This is a genomic window from Rhodococcus sp. WS1, from assembly GCF_003797745.1.
GTDB classification, from domain to species: domain Bacteria; phylum Actinomycetota; class Actinomycetes; order Mycobacteriales; family Mycobacteriaceae; genus Rhodococcus_F; species Rhodococcus_F erythropolis.
This window is the reverse complement of the sequence record NZ_RKLZ01000002.1, coordinates 1,331,400-1,355,854: the sequence shown is the minus strand read 5'-3', so window position 1 is coordinate 1,355,854 and position 24,455 is coordinate 1,331,400. Positions and strand designations below refer to the sequence as shown.

Genomic DNA, 24,455 nt, shown 5'->3' with positions numbered 1-24,455 from the left:
ACCGAAGTGCCCAAGCATGTTCGACGCTTGGGCACTGTCGGGCTCGTTAACCGTCAGTCGGGGTGGGCTCGGGGTTTTCCTGGATGTATCGCAGATTGCGAACCCGTACGCTATCGCAATGGACTTGATGGTCTGGATCGTCACGACGCCATTTCTTGCAGCAGCACTGGCAGGCGTGATGCGACGAACGCTGGGGACGAGAGTCGGATGGCCGCGAACCCTCGCGGTCGCGGTGATAGCGCTCTCGGTGGGTGTCCCCCTGTCTGGCTACGCCGCGACATTCGCAGGAATTGCCAGCCAGGACGATCAACTTCTGGTGAGCGTGGGAGTAGCGCTCACGTTCTTCGGAGTTGTCGCACTCTGGGTATTCGCGGCGTGCCTGGCAGTACTGGTCTTCCTCGAAGTTGTCCTTCCAACGGGGTCCATACCCGGCCCGCCAGAAGCATTGCAGCGCAGCCGCAAATCCTGGCGACGAACCAAGCGATACGTCCAGATCATGGGCATCGTCGTGCGAGCGGGAGGCGGGCCAGCTCTCCGTGCTGGGCCATCAGCGCCTCAGTTCGGGGACGCACTGGTGGAAGTAATCAACCGGTGCGGTGTCACTTTCGTCAAGTTGGGACAGATCCTCGGCACGCGAGACGACCTCATACCACCCGAGTTGGCTCGCACCCTTTCTTCTCTGCAAAGTTCGGCACGCCCGGCTGATCCCGACCGTATTGCGGAGCTACTGGCATCGGAACTCGGCGACGCACCAGAGTCGGTGTTCGCGTCGTTCGATGTGGAGCCGTTCGCCGCCGCCTCTGTCGCACAGGTACATTCCGCGCGCACCGTTGAAGGCGTCGACGTTGTGGTGAAGGTTCAACGTCCCGAGGCGAGCGCACAAGTGAGCGTGGATTGCGATATCTTCCTTCGCGTTTCCGCGCTCGCGGAGACCCGTTTTCCCTGGGCACGCGATATCGGAGTTCATCGACTCGCCGGGGGCCTCGTCACGTCACTACTCGAGGAACTCGACTACCGCACCGAAGCAGCGAATACCGGCGCGATTTCTTCCACCATGTCGAACCGCCCGGATATCGTCGTTCCGCACATCTACCCCAACCTCAGTAGCGGACGGGTGCTTGTGATGGAACGGCTTCACGGCACACCGCTCTCCGACGGTGAGTCGGCGCTCACCGGCCTCGACCGCGACACCCGCAGCAGCGTCGCCAACGAACTTCTTGCGTCGTTGCTCGACGGGATCTTTGTCCACGGGGTGTTTCACGCGGACCTGCACCCCGGCAACATCATGATCCTCGATGACGGCCGGGTCGGGCTCCTCGACTTCGGCGCAGTAGGGGTTCTGGACGGCGAGACACGGATCTTGTTCGCAGTGCTCCTCAACGCTGCCCTCGCAGGTGATCCGGTGGCGACAGTCGACGCCATGCTGATGGCATTCGACGTACCGCCCGAAGTGGATCGCGGAGCACTACGTCACCAGGTGGGCCGAGAGATCACCCTGCTCAGTGTCCAACCCAATGTTTCCATGGCATCGTTCGCGAGAATGTTCACCGTGCTTCGAGAACACCGAATCGGAGTGCCGGGAGACGTCGCCGCCGCTTTCCGTTCGCTCGCGTCTTTGGAGCGCGCCCTCCGGCTCCTGGATCCGCAGATCGACCTCGTCGCTGCTGTTCGGGCCGAAGTACCCCGACTGTTGACCCAGGTCGCCAGCCCGACTGCAGCCGCGCAGGCAATCCTGTCGACGACGGCGGTCACAACCGCGGTGGTCAGGCGCCTTCCTGGTCAGCTCGACCAGATCGCGACCTCGATCGCATCGGGAAGCTTCACACTTCGCACTCGCTCGGTCGCACACCCCGACGACAGGCGATGGCTACGACGGTCGGCGAACAACGCCCTGGGTATGGCGGCGGGAGTGACCGCGCTGATTGTCGCGGCGATCCTGCTGTTCGTACCTGGCGGACCACAACTCACACCTCAGCTGTCGGCCTATGCACTCGTGAGTGCGGTACTGGGCTTCGTCGGCGTCGTTCTGTGCATGCGGACCGTGTTCCGTTTGTTCACACTCGACAACAGGTAACCGAGAACCGATTTTCATCGCTTGATCTCGATGTCGTCGAAGTCGAGCGCCAGGAGCGTCGGCCGCGAGAGAACGCGGCCGCCTGGGCCCCTCGGGAGCACCCGTCGCCGAGTGGGAAAGGTGAGACCGTCGAACTCGCGATGCTGGTCGCAGTAGAGAGCAGCTTTCGCCCAGCTGCCTACCGGTTCGGCGACGAAGTCGTGACGGCGGATGAGGCCACCGTTGTCGACATAGAAGGTCTGCTGCCGGCAATGGGTATCGATCGCCGGCGCGAATGTTGCCTGAAGTCGTCGCCATTGCTGCCCGGATTCCTGCCAAGGTTCGGCTTCGGTGACAGTGATGTCGTCGCGGGCGAGCAGCAGCGGTGCCGTCAGATAGTTCCAAAAGGCGTAGCCGGCGAAGTAAGCGGTGTCGAGTGCGTCCCAGTGGAGGTTGCGCCGGACTCCACTCAACCCGAAAAACGCTGAACGTGGGTCGGTTCGACTCCCGAGTTCTTCGCCGTCACGAGTTTCGATCCGCACGACCCCCTTGTCGAACACAGCGCACTCGCCGACACGCGGAAAGTCTTGGAGGACAGTGCGTTGCTCGGCGACTTCAACCTCGACCGTGAACTTCGCCAACTTGTTGCCTGGGAAGCGCTGAGGCAGCAGACCGCCCAAACGTCCCCGTGCCGTGATCGCTGAAACGGACTGCCAATGTTCGACTCCGCCATGTGCGGTGAGGACTTCATCGAGTAGTTCGTTCATATGTCGACGCTCTCCGTCCCCTGACGGAACTGTGGAAATCAGCGATCAGACGGACGCGTAGTTGTAGTTGCGTTCCTCCCGCGGTACCACTGCCACCCCGCGGTGATGATGACAGCGCCGGCAAGGGACCCGAGGATGCCGCTCGGGCGCAACGATAATCCGTCGCCTGCAATCAAACTCACGAGCAATCCGCCGACCAGCGAACCACCGATTCCCGCGATGAACGCGAAGGTCCAGTCCACTCGTGCGGTCGTTTTCCCCAGAATCAGCTGGGCTCCCGCTCCGATGACGATCCCGAACAGGAGTATTCCGATGATGAGCATGAGACAAGGCCCTTTCGTGGAGTGACGACGCAAGGCGCGAACGACTTACTCTGCACCATCTTTCCGGTATGTCTCTTATGTCGTGGTGAAATCCGTGTGAAAGATCGTCGTCGCCCATTCCACGTTGCTAGGTCGATGCCAGTGTCGTCGCCCAGCGGTAGTCCGCCTTACCGGCCGGGGTTCGCTTGACTTCATCGACAAGCACGATCGTGCGCGGCACCTTGTAGCCGGCCAACGTCTTGCGGCAATGTTCCTGTACCGCTTCGAGAGTCAGCTCGTCGGATCCGGGGTAGGTCGCGATCACCGCTGCGACCTGCTGCCCCATGCGCGCATCGGGTGCGGGAACAACGAGCGCGTCGGAGATCGCCGGATGTGCGTGAAGGGCAGCCTCGACCTCCTCGGCGAAGACCTTCTCGCCACCGGTGTTGATGCACTGCGAGCCACGGCCGAGGAAGACAATGGTGCCGTCTGCTTCCACCTTGCCCATGTCGCCGAGCACCGAAAGGCGGGTGCCGTCGGCGCGGGTCGGGAACGTGCGGGCGGTCTTCTCTTCGTCCTTGTAGTACCCGAGCGGGACGTTTCCGATGCGCGCGATGTAGCCCACGTCGTCGGAGCCCGCTGGAATCTCTTCGAGGCGCTCGTCGACCAGAATCATGTTCGGCGAGGGCGGCATTCGCAGATTGCCCGCCTCGTCGATGGAGAAGGCGCCGTCGTTACCGGACTCGGAGGCTCCGAAGTTGTCCCGCAGCAGCAGGTCCGGCTTCACCGCCAGCATACGATCCCGAACACTCGTGGACCAGATCGCGCCACCCGAGGTGATCGAGAACAGGGTGCTGAAATCGACCTCGTCTTTGCGTCGTTCCATCTCGTCGACCAACGGCAGTCCCATGCCGTCGCCGACGATCAAGATCACCTGTACCGAATCCTTCTCGATCGCTTCGACGACCTTCTCCGCGTCGAACTCGCGTCGTAAAACAACTCGCGCACCAAGGGTGAGGAAGGTGAACAGCGAGTACAACGCGGCGCCATGCATCAGCGGGGCTGCAATGAGGAACGAAAGTTCCGGAAATTCCTTTGCAGCACTGGCAATCTCGGCGAGGTCCTGTCGCGCTCCCTCACCGTACGGATTGCCGCCGGAGAGCGGCTTACGGAAGAAGTCGTCATGACGCCACATGACACCCTTCGGGTATCCGGTGGTCCCGCCGGTGTAGAGGAGGTACACGTCGTCGCCAGAACGAGCGTCGAACTCCCCCACCGGCGACTGTTCACGAGCGTCGTCGAACGAAACCACAGAAACTTCATGCGCTTTTGCTGCGGCGACCAGTTCGGCGTCGATCTCGCCGATCACGATCACCGTCTTCACCTTCGGGCATGCACCGAAGAGGGAAGCAAGGACACGCTGATGCTCGGGGAGTTCCACGACCACTGCGACCGAGTCGGAGTTGGTGAAGATGTACTCGAGCTCCGCGGGTGTGTACCGGTAGTTCACGTTGATCGGGACCGCACGGATCTTGATCAACCCGAGGATCGACGTGACATGTTCGACGCTGTTCTTCAGGAACAGGGCTACATGATCGCCGCTCGAGATGCCGGCTTTCGCGAACAGGTTGGCCGTTCGGTTAGCCTCCGCGTCCAACTGAGAGTAGGAGAAGTTCTCTCCCTCGTAAGTCAATGCAACGCGATCAGGGACTGAGCCGGCAACGGTCTCGAATATGTCAGCAAGATTGAACTGCATTGTCTTTCCTTTCAGAGTCCGCGCCGCGACATCGAGGCAGATAACCCTGAATCTAGAACACGTTCCATGTCGCCGGAGGTAAAACGGAACGATTAGCTGATCATTACCTGGACCTGACCTTTATCGGTGCGGCGACGGCCGAGGCTGCCCCACCCGACATCCACTCGGCGAGCAAGGTCTGCCACGACCCGCAATGGCAGCGCAGGTAGGTGACCGTCCCCTCGCTGGTTCGGTGCCGGGATTCGACCTCCCAGCGATGGATGCAACCGATCGGCGTGATCTCTGTTTTCTTCATGCAACGAGCATGATGTAATGGCATTGTGCATCTCAACCCTTACGGCGAATATGCGGTGACGCTGGCCGCCGACCTCGCCAATCGAAACCCCGAGACCTTGGCCGAACTCGTCGAACGCTGCGTCGATGCAGGCATCATTCTCGATTTCCCCATCGCCGAGAAGGACCTCGACGAGACCCTCGACCTTCTGATCGAGTGGTCGAAAATCGTCGACATCACGGAGGAGGCAGCCCGCGCCGAACTTGTGAACGTCATGCTCGAGCAAGCGTCGGCGTATCCGCGCATGACCAACCACGCGAACGACGGCTGGCATCTGCACTACCGCGATCCCCAACAGTCGCTCGCCGAGGTCCTCAAGGCACTCTTCTCGGTAGGCACGGCGCTGCACCTCGTCGGCCGCGGCATGCACCGATTAGGTCGATGCACCCTGGACGAGTGCACCAACATCTACGCGGACACCTCCCGCAACGGCAATCAGCGGTACTGCTCCCCCACGTGCGCGAACCGCGACGCGGTGCGGCGTCATCGTGCACGCAAGTGAGTTGCACCTACTACGACGTGGGACCCACTACCTCGAAATCCGAGCCACCTTGGTACTCGAACTGAAAGCTACCGCCGCTGCTTCCCGAGCTGATCCGATTCCACGCGTCGATCAAGTCCTGAACCGTGTTGTATCCCAGATCCTCCAAAGATCCTGAGAGACTTCCGGTTCCCGCGCCCTCGAACCAGCCGCCGACCACAACTGCCTGCGGAATCGCGATAGTGGGGTTGGTCGGATCGAGCAGTCGAACGCATGCTCCCGCAACGGCGTAAACCCCGGCCGGCAGATTACCGACGGTCCGCGTGATCGTCTGCCCAGGCGAAACGGCAAACAGATCGAGGATGTTACTGACGGTCGGGTACACCAACACGCCAGGCTGGAGCAGCTTTGCCGGATCGCGAATCACGTCGGGGACATCCCTGGCATTGAGGATCGCCACCGTGCAGTTGATGAAGCTGAACCGCGGGTTCGGGTTGGTGATGGTGAAGGTGATCGCATTGTCCGCTGCGCTCACCGACACCGGAGGCGGGAGAATCGCCGGTGCTGCCGACGCCGTCGCCGGAGTCATGACAACCAGTCCCACGACGGCGGCGGACGCCGCGACAATGCTTCCGAGAGCGCGTTTGAATCCACGACTTCGCATTTCCGAACCTCCAGGCAAGTCGGTCAGATCACCAGATGCATGAAGAATAGACCGCTCAGTCGGAAAATTGGGGAGACAGGCAGCGAGCTACCCGAAAAGCCCTTCGAGGCTGCCGCTACCGAACAGGTCGCTCAGGCTTCCGGTATTGATGCCGCTGAACGGTCCACCGATGACAACGAGGCTCGGCACGCCAGGAACGGGCTTACCCAACGTCTCGAGATCGAGAAGATCGGAGCAGGCACCGAGCACGGCGTAGGTTCCGTCCGGAACATCGGTCACGGTATCGGTGACCGTCTGCCCCTTGCCCACGTCGAACAGCGAGGCCGGATCGGTGATCTTGGGGTACACCACAAGGTTCGGATCAAGCAGTTTCAGCGGATCATCAAGCACAGCAGCAGAATCCGCGGCATTGACGACAAACGCCTGGCACAACGGGGCAATTCCCGTGTTGTTGTTCGTGATCGTCAGCGCCAGATCGTTTCCGGTCACCTTGTACGAGACGACCGGGGGGACCACCTCGGCCGACGCAGTCGCAGGATTGACCATCGCGACGCCTGCCGCGGTTGCAGCGGCGACTGCCACGGTTCCCACTACGCGACGTACTCCACTCGTGCCCAGCTTCATCGAGGATCCTTTCGTACTGCGCCTTGAGTTCGGCAACAGTGCGCAGCCTAGATCGGATCTAGCGCCCGAAATGGCCCAATTGCACCGCCGGGAGGGCATGCCCGAAAGATCGGGACAAACGTCCCCTTCTCGAAGAGCTAGCTTTTCGACTCAGTTCCCACTGGAGACGAAGGGCGTTCGCACCGGTCCGCCGACCGAACCGTGCGGTGCTACCAATCCACGCTTTTCGAGGATCGGACGCACACCCTCACCGAACTGATACGCCTCTTCGAGATGCGGATAGCCCGACAATACGAAGTGATCCAGTCCGATCGCCGCGTACTCGGCAATCCGATCAGCCACTTCTTGGTGCGAACCGACCAATGCAGTACCTGCTCCCCCTCGCACCAATCCGACGCCGGTCCACAGGTTCGGCGCAATCTCCAGCGACCGCGCTCCGACGCCCTCCTTGTAAGCCGAACCACCGCCGTGCAATTCGAGCATCCGACGCTGACCTTCGGAGCCGGATCGCGCAAGACTCGCCTGAGCCTGCTCGACGGTCGCCGGGTCGAGCGCACTGAGCAGTCGATCCGCTTCTGCCCATGCCTGTTCCGAGGTGTCCCGACTGATGACGTGCAAACGGATTCCGTAGTCGAGGTGACGACCTTGGACTTCCGCGAGGTCGCGGATCCAGGCGATCTTGGCGGCAACAGCGGACGGCGTCTCACCCCAGGTGAGGTAGGTATCCGCGTAGCGCGATGCGACGGTGCCGGCCGCCGGCGAAGATCCGCCGAAGAAGATGGGCGGTACCGGATCCGGAATACGCTGCAGCGTAGCTTTTTCCACGTTGACGTACTCGCCGGAGAAATCAACCGGACCGTTACCGGACCACAACTGGCGGATCACGTCGAGGAACTCGCCGCATCGTGCGTACCGTTGGTTCTTGTCGAGGAAGTCACCGAACGTGCGCTGCTCGTGGTCCTCCCCGCCGGTCACGACGTTGAGCAGCAGACGACCGCCCGACTGCCATTGGAAGGTTGCGGCCATCTGGGCGGCCAGCGTGGGGCTGAGCAATCCCGGTCGCAGAGCAACCAGAAACTTGAGTGTCTCGGTGGTCTCGAGCATCATCGCCGTCGTCAGCCAGGCGTCTTCGCACCACGCGCCGGTGGGCGTGAGGACGGCTTCGAAGCCGTTCGTCTCGGCGGCCGCGCCGATCTGATTGAGGTATTTCAGCGTCGCCGGACGATCACCGGACATCGAGCTGCCGTGCCCACCCGCCATCAGATTCCGGGAATCACCGTAAGTAGGCAAGAACCAGTGGAAGCGCAGTGACACGGTGATTCCTTTCGTCGACGAACAGGCAGAACTCTTCTGTCATTACAACCACAGTCCACCTCGAAGAACAGGGTTGAAATCACCCTGATCGCTAGGGGTGCCCACTTTCGGCTCCGGCGATACCTTCGTGAATTTGCACCGCGACCCGGGGGCTCCGATGACCACGTTTGCCGAAGTCGAGCACAATTCACCGTTCTCGAACGAGACCCACGACGAGCGGCGATCCAGATTGAGAACCGTCGTCGCCGCGAGCCTGCTCGGCACGACGGTCGAGTGGTACGACTTCTTCCTCTACGCAACGGCCGCGAGTCTGGTCTTCAACCAACTGTTCTTCCCGAACCAGAGTTCGTTCGTCGGGACCATGCTCTCTTTTGCGACCTTCGCAGTCGGCTTTCTCGTTCGCCCCATCGGTGGAGTGGTGTTCGGTCACATCGGCGATCGCATCGGGCGCAAGAAGACGCTTGCTCTCACGATGTTCATCATGGGTATCGCGACGGCGCTGATGGGCGTTCTTCCGACCGCCGCTCAGATCGGAGTCGTTGCGCCGATTCTGCTTCTGCTGCTTCGCATCCTGCAGGGATTTGCTCTCGGTGGCGAGTGGGCCGGAGCTGTTCTCTTGGCAGTCGAACACAGTCCGGAGAAGAAGCGCGGACTGTTCGGCAGCATTCCGCAGATCGGATTGGCCCTCGGGTTGGCATTGGGCACAGGAATGTTCGCGCTGCTTCAAACAGTCTTCGACGACGACCAGTTTCTCCGTTTCGGCTGGCGCATCGCCTTCGTCCTGAGCCTGGTGCTCGTGATCGTGGGGTTGGTGGTCCGCTTGAAGGTGGACGAGACGCCCGCCTTTCAGGCCGTTCGCGACCTCGAACAGCGCTCGTCCGCCCCGCTCAGGGAAGTCTTTCAAGGAAAAGCCGCGCGAAACACCGTACTGGGCATGTTGTCTCGCTGGGGCGAGGGCGCCGCGTTCAACACCTGGGGCGTCTTCGCAATCACGTATGCAACCAAGACTCTGCATTTCGAAAAGGTTCCCGTACTTCTTGTGGTCACCGTGGCCGCAGTAGTGATGGCGATCTTGCTGCCGTTTTCCGGTTTACTCACCGATCGGTTCGGCCCGCAACGGGTCTACATCGTGGGCATCGCCGCGTACGGCCTCGCGATCTTCCCCGCCTTCGCACTGTTCGGTACCGAGAATCTCCTGCTCTTCGGAGTCGCGATGGTCGTGGTCTTCGGAGTGATTCATGCCTTGTTCTACGGCGCCCAGGGAACGCTGTATGCGAGCCTCTACCCCACAGAAATCCGGTACACCGGGTTGTCGGTCGTCTACCAGTTCTCTGGTATCTACGCCTCCGGCGTCACACCTCTGATTCTGACGGCACTGATCGGCGCCAGTGGCGGTTCACCGTGGCTGGCATGTGGATATCTCGTGGCCACCTCGGCGATCAGCGTCGTCGCCACTGCGGCGATCAGGAAGCGTGATCTGCACTTGTAGCTGTCGTCATACAAATATCTTCCTATCTTGCATATTTGCTAGATATAGATAGAAACACCTGCCAAGAAGATCTAATCGAGATACGTCTTCGCATCGGATACATCGGTGTATCGTTTGGGTTCCACCCCGACGGAGGCGCCGATGACGACTGGAACGGACAACTCGCCGGCCAAGCGTGTCACCAAACGCCGTGGTCAAACCAGGCAGCGCCTGCTCGACGCGGCTGCGGACGCCTTCTCTGAATCGGGGTTCGGGCACGCCACGGTCGAGCAGATCTGCGAACGCGGCGGTTACTCCCGAGGCGCGTTCTACTCCAACTTCGATTCACTCGACGAACTGTTCTTCGCGATGTGGGAGCAACGATCTGCAGCTATGCTCGCCGATCTGCGGTTGGCGACGGAGTCGATAACCGCCGGTAACACCGTCGACATCCATGCCGCTGTCGCCCGGATCGTGGCGGTGGTTCCGGTCGACCCGCAGTGGTACCGGATCAACGCGGAATTCACCGCTCACGCGCTCCGCAACCCGGCACTTCGCAAAGCCCTTGCCGACCGTGAAGACGCGATCCTTCGCACCCTGTTGCCCATTGTGGAGTCCGCACTCAGCGACGTCGGGCGAACAATCGTCGGCGACCCGACTGCGTTGGGACGGGCATTGGTCGCAGTGCACGACGGCACCAGCGTGCAGTGTCTCGTCGACACCGACACCAACGCCGCCTTCGCACTGCGCCGCGATATCTTCACTCGAATCCTGCTGTCCTACAGCGAAATAATCCAGAACAACCAATCGGAAGAGGAGCTGTCGTGAGCGAACAAGCTGACGTCATCGTTGTCGGGGCAGGGCTGGCGGGACTGGTCGCCACCTACGAACTGACACGCGCCGGCCGCAAAGTCCTTGTCGTGGAACAGGAGAACGCAGCCAACCTCGGCGCGCAGGCATTCTGGTCGCTCGGCGGACTCTTCCTCGTGAACAGCCCCGAGCAACGCCGACTCGGCATCAAGGACTCTCTCGAGTTGGCAATGCAGGACTGGATGGGCACTGCCGGATTCGACCGTGAGCGCGAAGATCACTGGCCTCGCCAGTGGGCCAAGGCGTACGTCGAGTTCGCGGCCGGCGACAAGCGTCAGTACCTGCACGACCTGGGGCTTCGTCTGATGCCGAATGTCGGTTGGGCCGAACGCGGCCGCGGAATGGCTCTTGGACACGGCAATTCGGTACCGCGATTCCACCTCACCTGGGGAACCGGCCCCGGCGTGGTCGATGTCTTCCTGACCAAGGTGATCGCCGCCCAGAAGCGCGGACTGGTCACGTTCAAGCACCGCCACCAAGTCGATCAACTCGTCGTCACCGATGGTGCGGTCACCGGTGTACGCGGAACCGTCCTCGAACCTTCCAGTGATCTACGCGGCGTGAAGAGTTCGCGCACCCCCATCGGCGAATTCGAGTTCGCCGCACAGGCAGTCGTGGTCACCTCCGGTGGAATCGGCGGCAACTACGAACTGGTGAAGAAGAACTGGCCCGAGCGACTCGGCAAGGCACCGAAGCACATGCTGACGGGAGTACCTGCACACGTCGACGGACGGATGCTCGAAATCACCGAATCCGCGGGCGGAAACATGGTGAACCGCGACCGCATGTGGCACTACACCGAAGGCATCCAGAACTGGAATCCCATCTGGCCCAACCACGGAATCCGAATCATCCCCGGACCGTCCTCGATGTGGTTCGACGCCACCGGCAAGCGTCTGCCCGTCCCCAACTTCCCCGGCTTCGACACGATGGGAACTTTCAAGTACATCCTCGACAGCGGCCACGAGTACACGTGGTTCATCCTCGACCAGAAGATCATCGAGAAGGAGTTCGCACTCTCGGGATCGGAACAGAACCCGGACTTCACCAACCGCGACTTCAAGCTCCTCCTCGAACGAATCAAGAAGGGCGCGCCGGGACCGGTCGAGGCATTCAAGCAGAAGGGCGCAGACTTCGTGGTGCGCAACAACCTTCGTGATCTGGTCGACGGCATGAACGCCCTCACCGACGAACCGCTCCTCGACTACGAGGACATCGAGCGCGAGATGATCGCCCGCGACCGCGAAGTCGACAACAAGTACAGCAAGGACTTCCAGGTCACCGCCATCCACGGTGCTCGTAATCTGTTGGCAGACAAGATCGTGCGCGTCGTTGCACCGCACAAGATCCTGGACCCCAAGAACGGCCCACTGATCGCGGTCCGGTTGCACCTGCTCACCCGCAAGACCCTCGGCGGCTTGGAAACCAACCTGGATTCACAGGTCATCAAGGCCGACGGCAGTGTCTTCGACGGCCTGTACGCGGCCGGTGAGGTCGCGGGCTTCGGCGGCGGCGGAGTCCACGGTTACAGCGCGCTCGAAGGGACCTTCCTCGGTGGCTGCATCTTCTCCGGCCGCGCAGCCGGACGAGCACTGGCGCGCGACCTGTAGCCCCGAAATCAGGCGAGCGAATGCGTGACCAGTATGTGGTGGGCGCGCATTCGCCTTGCCTCGTGCACGGATTGATGGTGGTGATGGTGCGTCGGCCCGCGCGCGTGGCGGACCAGATCGTGAACAGTACGGATGACGGTCGGCATTGCGACCCTCCCTCAGGAGATTGTGACTGCTGCTCTTGTCAGTGGAATCACTGTCTGGACAACGCCACTCGCGCCACCTCCTCCGGGTCGATCAGGTGGGTATGGTCATCGTCGCCGACGTCGATCTGCACTACCTCGATACGGCCGTTGAATGTGGTTGCGCCACTGTAGTCGACACTGACAGGCATGCCGTAATCGTCACCGATGTCGGTGGTCTCGTCCGCGGAGAAGACCATCGGTTGGGTCTGCTCGACGCGACCCGAGCCCACTTCGCGACCGTCATGATAGATCGTGACAGCGCCGCCCCTCGCGAGACCACCGCCGTCGTAGGCGAACTCAACTCTGATCTGATGTGATCCTGCCGGAATGTCAACGTCGGACCCGACGACGAACTCGGTCATGCCGAGCAGGTTGTAGACAAATTTGGCGCGCCCTTCCCGCGCGTAAAGTGCCCAGCCGCCGAACCTGCCGCCCTGCGCGATCATCACACCGTTGGCAGTAATGCCATCCGCGATGTCGACTGCTGCTGTGACACTGAACGATCGGTTCTTGATACTCAGCACGCTGTGCTCGCTCAGCCGTTTCATTCCGGGAAACAGAACCTGTCGGTTCCCGGACACCAACTGCGGACGCCCCGCGATGTGAGGGTTGAACCTCTCGAATCTTCGGTCGTCGATCGGAAGAACGTTGTACTTGACCGCTTCGATCAACCACAACCGTTGCAGTGCAGCGAGTTTCTCCGGCAACTCGGCCGCCAAATCTTTGGACTGCGTCCAATCCTGCGACCCGTCGTAGAGCTCCCACACGTCGTCGTCGAGAGCGGGGAGTGCCTCCGCGAACAGCCACGGAGTGCTGTGTCTGGTGACCGCACTCCAACCCTTGTAATAGATACCGCGATTGCCGGCCATCTCGAAGTACTGCAGATCGTGACGTTCGGCGGCTTCGGCGTCGTCGAAGGTGTAGACCATGCTGGTCCCCTCGATCGGTGATTGTTGGACGCCGTTGACGAAGGTCGGTTCCGGCAGTTTCGCGACCTCGAGGATCGTTGGTGCGACGTCGATGACGTGGGTGAATTGCGACCGCGTCTCACCCTTGGTCCGAATCCCCGCCGGCCAGTGCACGATCGTTCCGTTGCGAGTGCCACCCCAATGCGAGGCAACCTGTTTCGTCCACTGGTATGGCGTGCACATTGCCCATGCCCACCCCACGGAGTAGTGGTTGTACGCGTCCTTGGTACCGAACTTGTCTTTCACTTCCGCCATGAACTCGGGTGTTTCGATGGCGGCGAGTCCGTTGAAGTTGGCCATCTCGTTGAAGGCTCCGTTGATCGTCCCCTCTGCGGACGCTCCGTTGTCGCCGATGATGTAGTACACGAGGGTGTTGTCGAGAGCTCCGAGTTCCTCGATCGCATCGACAAGCCGGCCGACATGGAAATCGGTGTGTTCGAGAAACCCTGCATAGACTTCCATTTGGCGTTCGAGGACAGGCTTCATCTCCTCACTCATGTCCTCCCACGCCGGAATGGCCTCGGGGCGCGGGGTGAGGACCGCATCCGCGGGGACGACTCCCCGCTGCTTCTGCTGCTCGAGAATCGATTCGCGTTGCGCGTCCCAACCTCCTGCGAACCGGCCCTCGTACTTGTCTGCCCACTCCTTCGGAACATGGTGCGGTGCATGTGTGGCGCCGGGTGCAAAGTAGACGAAGAACGGCTTGTCCGGAGCCAATGACTTCTGCATCCGAACCCAGTCGATGGCGTGATCGGCCAGGTCCTCGGTGAGGTGGTAACCCTCCTCCGGTGTCTTGTCCGCCTCCACGGGCGCGACACCCTCGTACAGCGCCGGGTAGTACTGGTTGTTCTCCCCGCCGATGAATCCGTAGAAGTGCTCGAATCCGCCTTCTCCCGTCGGCCACGATGTGAACGGCCCCACCGGGGATGTCTGCCACGGCGGTACCTCGTGGCACTTGCCGAACTGCGCCGTCGAGTATCCGTTCAGTTTCAACGTCATCGGTAGTGCGGCTTTGGTATTCGGGCGCAGACCGGAAAGTCCAGGAGCTGAGGTCGCGGTTTCGGTGACCGAGCCCATACCGACCGAATGGTGGTTGCGCCCACTCAGCAGTGCGGCGCGGGTCGGTGCACACAGCGCAGTCGTGTGAAACCGCGTGTACGTGAGCCCATTACTTTGCAATCGCTCAGCAGTCGGTGTGTCCGCTGGTCCGCCGAAGGCACTGCTCGCGCCATATCCCACGTCGTCCAACAGGACCACCAGAACATTGGGTGCCCCGGCCGGCGGCAGTAGCGGAGTGATCGGCGGAAACTCCGTGTCCGGATCCTTCGCGTCGTACGTCACCAGACCAAGATGTTGTCGATCCGGAATCGGTAGTACAGCGCGGCTCTGGCCTGTCGGATCCGTCATGACGTCTCGCCTTCTGTCTCTCACATGGCTCTTTCAAGCGTTTCAGGATCACGACGACGCCGACATCATCCGTTTCGGGTGAAGGCGCACCATTGCCGCAGCGTGGAGGCTTGAAGGGTGGATCAGCCCGGACGTTTCGCTCCCACCCCGATCGGGCATGCCTTCCTCGTCCCCCGGCGCCGTGTGCGCGCCGGCCTGACCCAGATCCTGTGCGTCGTCGTAGGACTGGCTGCCGGACTGGCGATGCCATATTTACGTAGCGGCCCAATGATTCCCGCCCGTCAGGTCAGCGAGATGCTCGTTGCACTCGGACTGGGGTTACTGGGTGTAGTTGCAGTGATCTTCTCGCTACTGTTCCTTGTCGTCCAGTGGGCCGCGACCACCTTCACCCCTCGCTTGTTGTTGTTCCGCGACGACCCCATCGTGTGGCGGACGTTTGCCTTCGCCATAGGCCAGTCGGTTTTCGACATCACGGCAGCGCTCGCCATCAGCAACGAAACAGATGTGTCCGTGGTCGTGCCAAGTCTCGCAGTGCTGGCACTCTTGGCCACGCTGACGCTGATCAGGCTGCTCCAGCTGCGCGCATTCTCGGCCATCCAGTTGGCTCCTGTACTGACCTCGATCTCGAGTCGTGGCCGAGCAGTCTTCGCCGCCGTGTACCCCACCACCGATCTGGAGTTGCCTCCTCTACCAACACTTCCGGTGATCACGACTATCGAGTGGCATCGACCGCCGGCCGTTCTGCAACAGATCCTCGTCGAAGATCTCCTGCAGAGCGCTCGGAACTGCCGATCCATGGTGGTCCTCCGAGTGTCGCCGGGTAGCACGCTGCGAGACGGATTGCCGCTCGCCGACGTCTACGGCGGACCCATGCCCGCCAACACGATTCTTGACGCCTTGGTCAGTGGGAGTGAGCGGACCTTCACCCAGGACCCCCTACTCGCGATTCGGTTGTTGGCTGACATCGCGCTCAGAGCGCTCTCACCCGCTATCAACGATCCTGCGACGGCCGTGCAGGCTCTGGACGAGATCGAGGACCTCCTCTCTCTGGTGGCCTCCGTGCGCGCAGATTCGATCCGGGCCGTCGACGAGCGTGGTGATCTGCGTGTGGTGATTCCGCTGCCCGACTTCACGAGCTTCGTCAGAACCGGACTGGACGACGTCATAGCCTCGGCATCGAACTCGCCACTCGTTCTGGGCCGACTTCGCGACCTACTTTCGCACGTCGCCGCCCAATCGGAGTCTCGGAACCGCGATATTCTCGCCACGCGCGCCCGCTGGATTGATCAGCTGTCACAAGGCTTCCCGCGACTCGAACCCCCGTTGTGAACCCGTACAGATTTGCGGGCCATCGCGTCAAGGCATCGTCAAGATCAGTCTCAGAGCTACGGGAAATGACGATACTGACTCGGTGAGACATGCAGTGATACTCGGACACCGTGGAGTCATATCGTCGACCACCCGCGCCGGCGGCGAACCTGAGAAGCAAAAGCTCTCCGTCGCAACCGGACTGGCGGGTCTGTCGCTCGACGCAATGGCCTCGGTGTCGTACGGTCCAGAGGCCATCGTGTTGGTGTTGGCCCTCGCCGGCGGCGCGGGGATCGGCTTCACCGTGCCGGTGACGATCGCCATCGCCGTGCTGCTTGTGGTCCTGGTGGCGTCGTATCGCCAGGTGATCGCCGCATTTCCCGAAGGCGGTGGCGCATACGCCGTTGCGAAGAAGCATCTGAGCCCGCGCGCCAGTTTGACCGCTGCCGCATCGTTGATCGTCGACTACACCCTCAACGTCGCGGTGTCGATCGCAGCCGGTGTCGCGGCTCTGACCTCCGCCTTCCCTGCGCTTCTTCCCTATACGGTCTGGATCGCACTGGCGATACTCGGCGGCATCACGGCACTGAATCTGCGGGGCATCGCAGATTCCGCGCGGGTATTCATGTTGCCCACCGTGGTTTTTGTCGTCAGCATCTTCACGGTGATCGGTGCCGGACTACTTCGGGAAAACCCTGCCGCCGCCACGGCTCCCTTCCTCGCCGACAACGCACACACGATCGGCATTCTCCTTCTGCTCAAGGCCTTTTCGAGTGGTTGCGCCGCATTGACCGGAGTCGAAGCCATCGCCAACGCGGTACCCAGTTTCAAGAAGCCTCGCGTGCGTAGCGCTCAGCGTGCCGAAGTAGCTCTGGGAATCCTGCTGGGCACCATGCTGATCGGCCTTGCCGTGTTGATCGAGAAGTTCTCACTGGCCCCAGTCCCTGGAACAACGGTCCTGTCGCAACTCACTTCCGCTGCCCTCGGAAATGGTGTGGGCTACTACATCGTCCAATTCTCCACCGTGATTCTGTTGGCGTTGGCCGCGAACACCTCGTACGGCGGACTTCCCAACCTGATGCGGATCCTCGCCGACGACAACGTGCTCCCGCACCGCTTCAGCCGGAAGTCGACGCGCGACGTCTTCACGTACGGCGTTTTGTCGCTCGGTGGCGTCGGTGCTCTCCTGCTCATCGGATCCGGCGGAAACATGAACACCTTGGTGCCGCTGTTCGCCATCGGTGTGTTCATCGGATTTACGCTCGCGCAGTTCGGCATGGTGCGCCACTGGCTCACTGAACGGACACCGGGCTGGAAGTGGCGATTGGCGCTCAACGGTTTCGGGGCTGCGTTGACTTCGATCGCAGCAGTGGTGACTACCGCCATGAAGTTCACCGAGGGCGCCTGGCTGATCGCTCTCGCGCTCCCTGCGCTCGTCCTCGGCATGGAACGCATCCGCGGTGCGTACACACATATCGGTACGCGGTTAACCGTTCAGGGTGAGAACGATTCTCTGTCTATCGGATACAAACCAGCGGTCCTAGTACCCGTGTCCGAAATTACGTCGCTCTCCACCCGCGCGATGGCCGCGGCAACGGCAATGTCTTCGCAGCCCATCGCAATTCGAGTCTGCCTGGCCCACGAATCGACGACGGACTTCACCCGCCGATGGCAAGCCCGACACCCGAATTCGCGTTTGATCGTCATCGAGGACACCGAGAATTCCGTGGGGAACACCCTCGCTCGATACATCCGTACACACTTCCCCCACCGAGAAACCTTTGTTGTCGTCGCCACCATCGACCCGGCGACCAGATGGCATCGATTCCTCCCGAGCCAACGGACCGATGAGATCGCTCATGCACTGCGCAAACACACCGAGGCCGTGGTGTGCCAAATTCCGGTCCGGATCGATCCGGCTCACCGCGATCCAGCCCTGCGCGCATGAGCCGACGCTCAGAGCGAGGTCCCGAACAACATGCCGAGTAGATACGTTGCGCCGGCAGCGCCGTAGCCGATCGCAAGTTGGCGTAGCGCCCGCTTGAACGGCGGCCCGCCCGACAGCAACCCGACCACAACGCCCGTCGTCAGCAACGCGATCCCCACGAGAACAGATGCGACGATCAGAGCCGTCATGCCTTCCAGGCCGAACAGATACGGCAGCACCGGAATGATGGCGCCCGAGGCGAAGAAGCAAAAACTTGCCGCCGCTGCGCCCAATCCGGTTCCGACGGCTTCATGGTCGTCGACAACGTCCGCGGCGCCGAAGGTGCTGTTCGCGAGGACCTCGGCGGCGCGCTGGTCCGCTTCCTCGGCGGACATGCCGCGGGCCCGGTAGACCAGCGCCAATTCGTTGGCGTCGACGTCGAGCAGGCCGACAGCTTCGCTGGCCGCGGGACCAGGATTCGACGCTTCCAACAACTCTCGCTGCGAGCGGACGGAAACGTACTCGCCGGCTCCCATCGACAGGGCGCCGGCCAGAAGCCCGGCCATGCCGGTGATCAGAACGATCTGGTTGGAGACGCCGCTACCGCTGATGCCGAGCACGAGAGCGAGATTGCTGACGAGGCCGTCGTTGGCTCCGAAGACGGCGGCACGAAACGTCCCCGAAAGTCTGTTCCGACCCCGAGTGGCCAAGGCCCGCACCACTTCTTCGTGGATCTTCTCGTCCGCGCCCATCGATGCGGTCGCGTCGGCGTCGTTCGGATACGGGGATCGCGTCTCCGCGCGCTGGGCAAGAGCGAGCACGAACACGGAACCGAAACGCCTGGCCAGAAAGCCCAGTATCCGAGTGCGGATATCGCCGCGTAGTGGTTTGCCGACGTGATCGCCGAGAAGCGCTCGCCAGTGCGCCTCGTGTCGGCCCTCCGCGTCGGCCAGGGCGAGAAGGATTTCGCGCTCCTCGCCGCTGCGCCTACTCGCGAGGTCGCGGTAGACGGCGGCCTCGGCTTGTTCGTCGGCGAGGTATCGTCTCCAGCGCTTGACATCTCGCGGGTCTGGATCGGGTCGTGCGGCCGGAACTGTGGACATCGTGTTCCCCTTCCGGTGAGGCGGTCACGCTTCGAGTACGCGATCCATCCACGTCGTCAGATCGTTGATGACGTCGTCGCGGTTGGTCTCGTTGAAGATCTCGTGCCTGGCGCCCGGATAGGTGTAATAGGTGACGTCTTCGATCCCCGCCGAGTTGTACCGTTCGACTGCGACGTCGGTTCGGCTCAGCGCGGCGTTGAGAGGATCCGAGGTACCGACGAAGACCAGGATCGGAAGGTCTTGTCGCACACCCTCGACGTCGACGAACCTCGGCCCCGCTGCGATAAGTCCGCCCATGCCTGCGTCGTCCAGGCTGAAACCGCACAGTGGATCGTTGATGTACAAATCCACCTGCGCTTCGTCACGGCTGAGCCAGTCGTGCGGAGTTCGGGCCGGTTCGAATTCGGCGTTGAACTGGGCGAGGACGTCCGGGCCGTCGTTGACGAGGCTCTCGATGAGTTGATCGACCGCGGTGGTCCCCGACAGTGCGACGGCGTCGATCAGGTGCGAATGATCGAGGATGTACTGCTGCGAAGCGAACGAACCGAGGCTGTGGCTGAGCAATACGACGGGCAAGCCGGGGCGTTTGTCGCGGATGATGCCCGTGAGGGTCACCATGTCTGCCACCAAGCGGTTCCAGCCGTCGTCGCCGATATTGCCTGGGCCGGCGTGCATGCTCTCACCGTGGCCGCGGTGGTCCGCCGCATAGACGTGGAACCCGCGAGCATTCAGGGCTTCGGCAACGTGTGCGTAGCGTTTTGCGTGCTCACCCATACCGTGCGCGAGTTGAACAACCCCTCGAGGTTCCTGCTCGGTGGGCCATTCGTGGACATGAATGACCACTCCGTCGTCGCTGGTGAAGGTGAACATGCGCTACTCCCGGTGGTCGCGATCCGGACAGGTCATTTCTCATGCTAGATCCGCAGCAGCAATCCATCCGGGAAGTAGGTCCTGATCACCGGCGAGCCTGATTCGTTTCTGCACATCCGGCCTCGGATTCGGATATACCGGACACGGATGTTCCGGAGCCAGTTGTCGACCAGCTTGAGGAGTACAGAGCGATGAATCCCAACCGCATGCGCAACGTCGGCTTGTTGGCGGCTCCACTTGCTGCTCTCGCCCTTCTCAGCGGTTGCGGCTCGGACGAAACGGGAACGGCCGAGAGTTCACCGGCACCCGCCTCAACCACGAGCGCCTCTGCGCCGACGACCCAGACCGGTACTGCCGCACCTTCGACGACCCATACCGACCACACCCAAACCACAACCTCGACGGCACCCAATCCCGAAGGCTGCGCGATCGGGGAACTGAACGTCACCCTCGGCGAGTCGAGTGGCGCCGCCGGTTCTGTGGAGCTTCCGGTGGTCTTCACCAACACGGGCGGTCGCACGTGCACGCTCGACGGTTTCCCCGGCGTCTCGTATGTCACGGGAGCGTCCGGAAGCGAAGTGGGTGCTGCAGCCGGCCGCTCCGGATCCGGTTCACTCGTCTCCCTTACCCCTGGCTCTGCCGCAACGTCTTTGGTGCGAGCTACGAACGTCGAGAACTACCCGGCAGATCAGTGCGGCGTGACCGACGTTGCGGGACTGAGGGTTTACCCGCCCAACAGCTACGACTCGGTCTTCCTCGCCTACCCCACAAAGGGTTGCTCGATGACCGGCGCGAACATCAACCAGCTGACGGTCGCGCCGGTCGCCCGCTGAGTCACGGCTTGAGGCGTCGTAGGCCCCAGAGCGCCGGCAGGAGGAACAAGCCCGAAAGGATCAGGACTAGTCCAGCTTCCGTGAATTGGAATCGTCTGACCTGGTCGACCGAGTGGTACCAGGTTTCGTAGTGGTCCACTCCCTGCGCGAGCACACACGCACGATATTCGGCGTCGAGTTGGGCCAAGAAGGCTTTCTGGCGAACATAGAAATCCACGTCGCTCTCGTCGGATCGCTGATCATGTTCACTACCGGCTGCATCGGTAGTGCACGCCTGATAGTCGATCTCGACCGGCTTGCCGTTGGCATCGGTGTATCCGCTCCGCACGATCCACGCCATCGAGGAATCCATAACGTATGTCGCGTAGAAAGTGTCATGGTCGATACCTTGTGTCAGCACAGTCGGCTCGGCATAGTGTGGCCGTGCCAGATTCTGAAATCCCACCATCAAACCTGCGACGGCGACCAAGGTGACGGCCACCGCGGCGATGGGTGATCGCACCAGCAGGGATACCGCAGCACCGGCGACCAGAGCCATGAAAGTGTATGCACCCAAGACTAATCCGCTGGAATTGAACAGGGGGAAGATCATTGAACTCATTCCGTACGACTGAACGGGTCCGACGTTGACCACATAGCTCCAACTCTCGAACCCGACCCGCGCGGCCTCGAGAATGAAGCCGAGGATCGCGGTCGCAACAGTGAGCGGAAGAAAGACAACAAGAACTCGCATCCAAAACCACCGCGCTCGACTGACCGACTGCGTCAGACCGAGAACATGCGTTTGCTGGTCGATGTCACGGGAGAAGACGGTCGCACCCACCAACGCCCCGAGTAGTACCGGCAGGGCAGCGGCGATCGTGTTCACACCGGTAACGGCGGTATCCGCCCAACAGTCCCATCCGACCCCGACACACCCGAAGTACGTTCCTCGGCCCTCTGCCCCCAAGCTACTTCGAGTTCCGATTCCGCCGACTATCGCTGCTATAGCCAAAGCTGCGATGAATCCCAATGACACAATGAGCGATGTCCGGTGGTGCCGCCACGTAACCCAGATCATGCCGCCACCATCGTTTCTGCGCTCAGGTGCCCGAGCACCACGTCATCGAGAGTTGCGTCGTCGATCACCCAGCCGGCCCGAGGGCTCGGACGGACTCCCTCCACCACATGAGAATTCGACCGAATCCCCTTGTCGGTATGAATGACCGCGCCGGCGCCGACCACGTCCGAAGGATCGCCGTCCCCGATCAATACGTAATGGGCAGCGATCAATTCATCCAACGGACCGGACAATCTCGCGTTTCCACCGCCCAGTAGAAGTAGTCGATCCGAGACATCCGCCAATTCGGAGACGATGTGTGAAGACAACAGAACCGTGGTGCCGTACTCGGCAACGTCTTCGAGCAGAGTGGTCGCGACGGACCGCCGCGCCACGGGATCAAGATCCGCCAAGGGTTCGTCGAGTAGAAGCAACTGCGGTCTGCGCCCGAGCGCCAAAGCCAGTGCAACCCTGGTTCGTTGACCTGGTGACAGAGTCTTCGCCTTTGCATCGAGAGCAATCCCAGCGCGCTCCACCAGATCCAGAGCGTACTTCGCATCCCACTTGTCGTTGGTGCATGCGCCGAATCGAAGAAGTTCCGCAACAGTGAATTTGGGGTACAGCGGCTTGTGCTGAGCGAGGTAGGACAGGCCTGGGCAGATGCCGTCCTGATCCGGCGTGCTGCCCAGTACCGAGATCGAACCGTGGTCAGGCATCGTCAACCCGACAGCCAAGGACATCAGTGTGGACTTACCGGCGCCGTTCACCCCGACCAGGGCAGTGATGCTTCCCGTTGCGACCTCGAAAGTGCAGGCGTCGAGCACCTTCTTCTTGCCGAAGCGCTTGTCCACGTCCTGCATCGTCAGTGCCGATTCTTGCGCAGTCATGATGTCTCCCCCTGCTTTCCGGACGGATCCGATTCGATGAACGTCTTCTCGAGCTCCAAACTCACCAATGCTTCGATGTCCGTGCGCTCGAGTCCGGCGGCCACGGCATCTGCAACCCAACGCGCCAACTCACGACGTAGCGCAGAGCTTTCCGCCATACCGGGCTTGGCCAGGGACTTCACGACGAACGTGCCCAATCCGGGCCTCGGGGCGACAAGTCCGTCGCGCTCGAGTTCCTTGTAGGCCTTCAGGACTGTGTTCGGGTTGATCGCGAGCGCTCCCACGACGTCCTTGGCTGTGGGCAGCCGATCCCCGACTTGGAGATCACCGAGCCTGAGCGCCTGCTTCACCTGAAGGACCAATTGCACGTAAGTGGGAATGCCGGATCGGCGGTCGATACGGAAGTCGATCATCCGAACCCTTTCACTAGTTCATTAGTGGAATAGATATTTACCCTGCCTTGACCTCCCGGGTCAAGCCAGACGACCCCTGTAAAGTGCAGATGCCCCGGTTCACCGGGGTGCCACGCTGCTCGTGTGAAGTTCGGTGAAACCCCGGCACTGTCGACGCAACTGTGAATTCGCCCGTCACTACTCGAGGCGAACGAGTCAGGTCACCGGCCTCGTGGCGACACGATGGTTCTCGGACGAAGGACCGCTCGTGGCGCTTCGCCTCGCGGCCGCGCTGCTCGCGACCCTTCACCACTAGCGGAGGGGTGGCTGTGAGTACTCGGCCGACACGTAGATTCAGATCTGTACTTGCAGCACTGACGGTGAGCACCGCACTGCTTGCCGGTGCCTGCAGTAGCTCGCCGTCCGACGCACCCGCAACCACAGCCGCCTCGGACGGCTCGTTCCCGGTGACTGTTGTTTCCGGTCCCACGGATTCCGGCACGGACATCACCATCGAGTCACGTCCGCAGTCGATCGTGTCACTCAGTCCCAGCGCCACCGAGACCCTGTGGGCCGTCGGCGCGGGCGATCAGGTGAAGGCCGTCGACAATCAGTCCGACTACCCGGCCGGTATCCCGGTCACCGATCTCTCGGGCTTTCAACCGAACGTCGAAGCCATCCTCGGCTACGCACCGGATCTGGTGATCGCATCGGATGACATGAACGATCTTGTCTCCGGGCTGCAAAAGGCGAAGGTGCCGACACTCCTACTACCGGCAGCCACAAGCATCGACGACGTCTACGCCCAGATCGAACGCGTCGCGAAGGCCACCGGCCACGAGGACAAGGGCACCGAAGTTGTCGACACCATGCGCTCGGACATCGACGCCGCTGTCGCCAGTGTTCCTGCGCGCCAACAGCCGCTGACGTACTTCCACGAACTCGACTCCTCGCTCTACACCGTCACGAGTTCGAGCTTCGTCGGGCAGATCTACTCGCTGTTCGGAATGAAGAGCATCGCCGACGCCGCGGGGCAGGGCGACTATCCGCAGCTGTCCGCCGAATTCGTGGTGCAGGCCAATCCCGATCTCATCTTTCTCGCAGACTCCCAATGCTGTGGAGTGACTGCAGAATCCGTCGCCGCTCGGCCCGGGTGGAGCGGCATGAAAGCGGTTACCGGTAACCAGATCCATGTGCTCGACGAAGACCTCTCCAGCCGCTGGGGACCTCGTGTCGCCGATCAGGTGAAGGCCGTCGCGGCCATCGTTGCCCAAGTTCCCGCGGCCTGAGCAC

At 61.7% G+C, this 24,455-nt stretch carries 23 protein-coding genes; 9 read left to right on the top strand and 14 right to left on the bottom strand.

The window, feature by feature from the left end:
* The first annotated feature begins 118 nt into the window (after positions 1 to 118).
* Positions 119 to 2,074 (top strand): ABC1 kinase family protein, encoded by a 1,956-nt coding sequence (locus EEB12_RS18895; protein ID WP_258537249.1) that lies wholly within the window; start codon positions 119 to 121, stop codon positions 2,072 to 2,074.
* Positions 2,075 to 2,088: 14 nt separating this feature from the next.
* On the opposite strand, the gene EEB12_RS18890 is transcribed toward EEB12_RS18895, so the two are convergent.
* The 4 genes from EEB12_RS18890 to EEB12_RS18875 form a co-directional block, all read right to left on the bottom strand.
* Positions 2,089 to 2,820 carry a hypothetical protein gene (locus tag EEB12_RS18890; RefSeq protein WP_020909320.1) on the bottom strand — a complete coding sequence of 244 codons (732 nt, stop codon included), beginning with the start codon at positions 2,818 to 2,820 and terminating at the stop codon, positions 2,089 to 2,091.
* Between the two features lie 38 nt (positions 2,821 to 2,858).
* Positions 2,859 to 3,143 (bottom strand): hypothetical protein, encoded by a 285-nt coding sequence (locus EEB12_RS18885; protein ID WP_003939785.1) that lies wholly within the window; start codon positions 3,141 to 3,143, stop codon positions 2,859 to 2,861.
* Positions 3,144 to 3,270: 127 nt separating this feature from the next.
* Positions 3,271 to 4,878 (bottom strand): AMP-binding protein, encoded by a 1,608-nt coding sequence (locus tag EEB12_RS18880; RefSeq protein ID WP_070795598.1) that lies wholly within the window; start codon positions 4,876 to 4,878, stop codon positions 3,271 to 3,273.
* Positions 4,879 to 4,981: 103 nt separating this feature from the next.
* Positions 4,982 to 5,173 carry a hypothetical protein gene (locus EEB12_RS18875; protein WP_021331840.1) on the bottom strand — a complete coding sequence of 64 codons (192 nt, stop codon included), beginning with the start codon at positions 5,171 to 5,173 and terminating at the stop codon, positions 4,982 to 4,984.
* 25 nt (positions 5,174 to 5,198) lie between these two features.
* Here EEB12_RS18875 and EEB12_RS18870 point away from each other — a divergent pair, with 25 nt between their 5' ends.
* Positions 5,199 to 5,714, top strand: a complete 516-nt coding sequence (locus tag EEB12_RS18870; RefSeq protein WP_047889055.1) for a CGNR zinc finger domain-containing protein — start codon at positions 5,199 to 5,201, stop codon at positions 5,712 to 5,714.
* A 10-nt stretch (positions 5,715 to 5,724) separates the two neighbouring features.
* Here the strand turns inward: EEB12_RS18870 and EEB12_RS18865 are convergent, their stop codons facing one another.
* The 3 genes from EEB12_RS18865 to EEB12_RS18855 form a co-directional block, all read right to left on the bottom strand.
* Positions 5,725 to 6,357: a hypothetical protein gene (locus EEB12_RS18865; protein WP_003940176.1), complete on the bottom strand. Its 633-nt coding sequence runs from the start codon at positions 6,355 to 6,357 to the stop codon at positions 5,725 to 5,727.
* Positions 6,358 to 6,444: 87 nt separating this feature from the next.
* Entirely contained in the window at positions 6,445 to 6,981 is a 537-nt protein-coding gene (locus EEB12_RS18860; RefSeq protein ID WP_020970975.1) for a hypothetical protein, read from the bottom strand.
* A gap of 150 nt (positions 6,982 to 7,131) precedes the next feature.
* Positions 7,132 to 8,295 carry an LLM class flavin-dependent oxidoreductase gene (locus tag EEB12_RS18855; protein WP_003940457.1) on the bottom strand — a complete coding sequence of 388 codons (1,164 nt, stop codon included), beginning with the start codon at positions 8,293 to 8,295 and terminating at the stop codon, positions 7,132 to 7,134.
* A 157-nt stretch (positions 8,296 to 8,452) separates the two neighbouring features.
* Between EEB12_RS18855 and EEB12_RS18850 the strand changes: the two genes are divergently transcribed.
* The 3 genes from EEB12_RS18850 to EEB12_RS18840 all read left to right on the top strand — a co-directional run bounded on the left by EEB12_RS18850 (position 8,453) and on the right by EEB12_RS18840 (position 12,243).
* Positions 8,453 to 9,784 (top strand): MFS transporter, encoded by a 1,332-nt coding sequence (locus tag EEB12_RS18850; protein ID WP_080909938.1) that lies wholly within the window; start codon positions 8,453 to 8,455, stop codon positions 9,782 to 9,784.
* Between the two features lie 141 nt (positions 9,785 to 9,925).
* Positions 9,926 to 10,591 carry a TetR/AcrR family transcriptional regulator gene (locus EEB12_RS18845; RefSeq protein ID WP_029537099.1) on the top strand — a complete coding sequence of 222 codons (666 nt, stop codon included), beginning with the start codon at positions 9,926 to 9,928 and terminating at the stop codon, positions 10,589 to 10,591.
* Positions 10,588 to 12,243, top strand: a complete 1,656-nt coding sequence (locus EEB12_RS18840) for an FAD-binding dehydrogenase (RefSeq protein WP_141488305.1) — start codon at positions 10,588 to 10,590, stop codon at positions 12,241 to 12,243. The genes EEB12_RS18845 and EEB12_RS18840 overlap by 4 nt, the downstream gene beginning before the upstream one ends.
* Positions 12,244 to 12,251: 8 nt before the next feature.
* Here the strand turns inward: EEB12_RS18840 and EEB12_RS30520 are convergent, their stop codons facing one another.
* Positions 12,252 to 12,389: a hypothetical protein gene (locus EEB12_RS30520; RefSeq protein WP_153211511.1), complete on the bottom strand. Its 138-nt coding sequence runs from the start codon at positions 12,387 to 12,389 to the stop codon at positions 12,252 to 12,254.
* A gap of 47 nt (positions 12,390 to 12,436) precedes the next feature.
* Positions 12,437 to 14,803, bottom strand: a complete 2,367-nt coding sequence (locus EEB12_RS18835) for an arylsulfatase (RefSeq protein ID WP_070795597.1) — start codon at positions 14,801 to 14,803, stop codon at positions 12,437 to 12,439.
* Positions 14,804 to 14,920: 117 nt separating this feature from the next.
* Here EEB12_RS18835 and EEB12_RS18830 point away from each other — a divergent pair, with 117 nt between their 5' ends.
* Both EEB12_RS18830 and EEB12_RS18825 read left to right on the top strand, forming a co-directional pair.
* Entirely contained in the window at positions 14,921 to 16,132 is a 1,212-nt protein-coding gene (locus EEB12_RS18830; protein ID WP_141488304.1) for a DUF2254 family protein, read from the top strand.
* Between the two features lie 94 nt (positions 16,133 to 16,226).
* Positions 16,227 to 18,059, top strand: a complete 1,833-nt coding sequence (locus EEB12_RS18825) for an APC family permease (protein ID WP_141488704.1) — start codon at positions 16,227 to 16,229, stop codon at positions 18,057 to 18,059.
* Positions 18,060 to 18,067: 8 nt separating this feature from the next.
* On the opposite strand, the gene EEB12_RS18820 is transcribed toward EEB12_RS18825, so the two are convergent.
* Entirely contained in the window at positions 18,068 to 19,141 is a 1,074-nt protein-coding gene (locus EEB12_RS18820) for a VIT1/CCC1 transporter family protein (protein WP_007729922.1), read from the bottom strand.
* A 24-nt stretch (positions 19,142 to 19,165) separates the two neighbouring features.
* Positions 19,166 to 20,011 (bottom strand): alpha/beta hydrolase, encoded by an 846-nt coding sequence (locus EEB12_RS18815; RefSeq protein ID WP_029256394.1) that lies wholly within the window; start codon positions 20,009 to 20,011, stop codon positions 19,166 to 19,168.
* Between the two features lie 191 nt (positions 20,012 to 20,202).
* On the opposite strand from EEB12_RS18815, the gene EEB12_RS18810 reads away from it, so the two are divergent.
* Complete coding sequence (locus tag EEB12_RS18810) at positions 20,203 to 20,844, top strand: DUF4232 domain-containing protein (RefSeq protein WP_141488303.1); 642 nt, start codon at positions 20,203 to 20,205, stop codon at positions 20,842 to 20,844.
* 1 nt (position 20,845) lies between these two features.
* Here EEB12_RS18810 and EEB12_RS18805 read toward each other — a convergent pair whose 3' ends face one another.
* From EEB12_RS18805 to EEB12_RS18795, 3 genes are read right to left on the bottom strand one after another with little or no spacing between them, the layout of a single operon-like run.
* Entirely contained in the window at positions 20,846 to 21,904 is a 1,059-nt protein-coding gene (locus EEB12_RS18805) for an ABC transporter permease (protein WP_258537251.1), read from the bottom strand.
* Positions 21,901 to 22,743, bottom strand: a complete 843-nt coding sequence (locus tag EEB12_RS18800) for an ABC transporter ATP-binding protein (protein WP_410055714.1) — start codon at positions 22,741 to 22,743, stop codon at positions 21,901 to 21,903. The genes EEB12_RS18805 and EEB12_RS18800 overlap by 4 nt, the downstream gene beginning before the upstream one ends.
* A 23-nt stretch (positions 22,744 to 22,766) precedes the next feature.
* The gene (locus EEB12_RS18795; RefSeq protein WP_007729675.1) at positions 22,767 to 23,183 is read right to left on the bottom strand and encodes a GntR family transcriptional regulator; all 417 of its coding nucleotides are present in this window, start codon (positions 23,181 to 23,183) and stop codon (positions 22,767 to 22,769) included.
* A gap of 308 nt (positions 23,184 to 23,491) precedes the next feature.
* Between EEB12_RS18795 and EEB12_RS18790 the strand changes: the two genes are divergently transcribed.
* Complete coding sequence (locus EEB12_RS18790; RefSeq protein ID WP_042953078.1) at positions 23,492 to 24,451, top strand: ABC transporter substrate-binding protein; 960 nt, start codon at positions 23,492 to 23,494, stop codon at positions 24,449 to 24,451.
* Positions 24,452 to 24,455 lie beyond the last annotated feature (4 nt).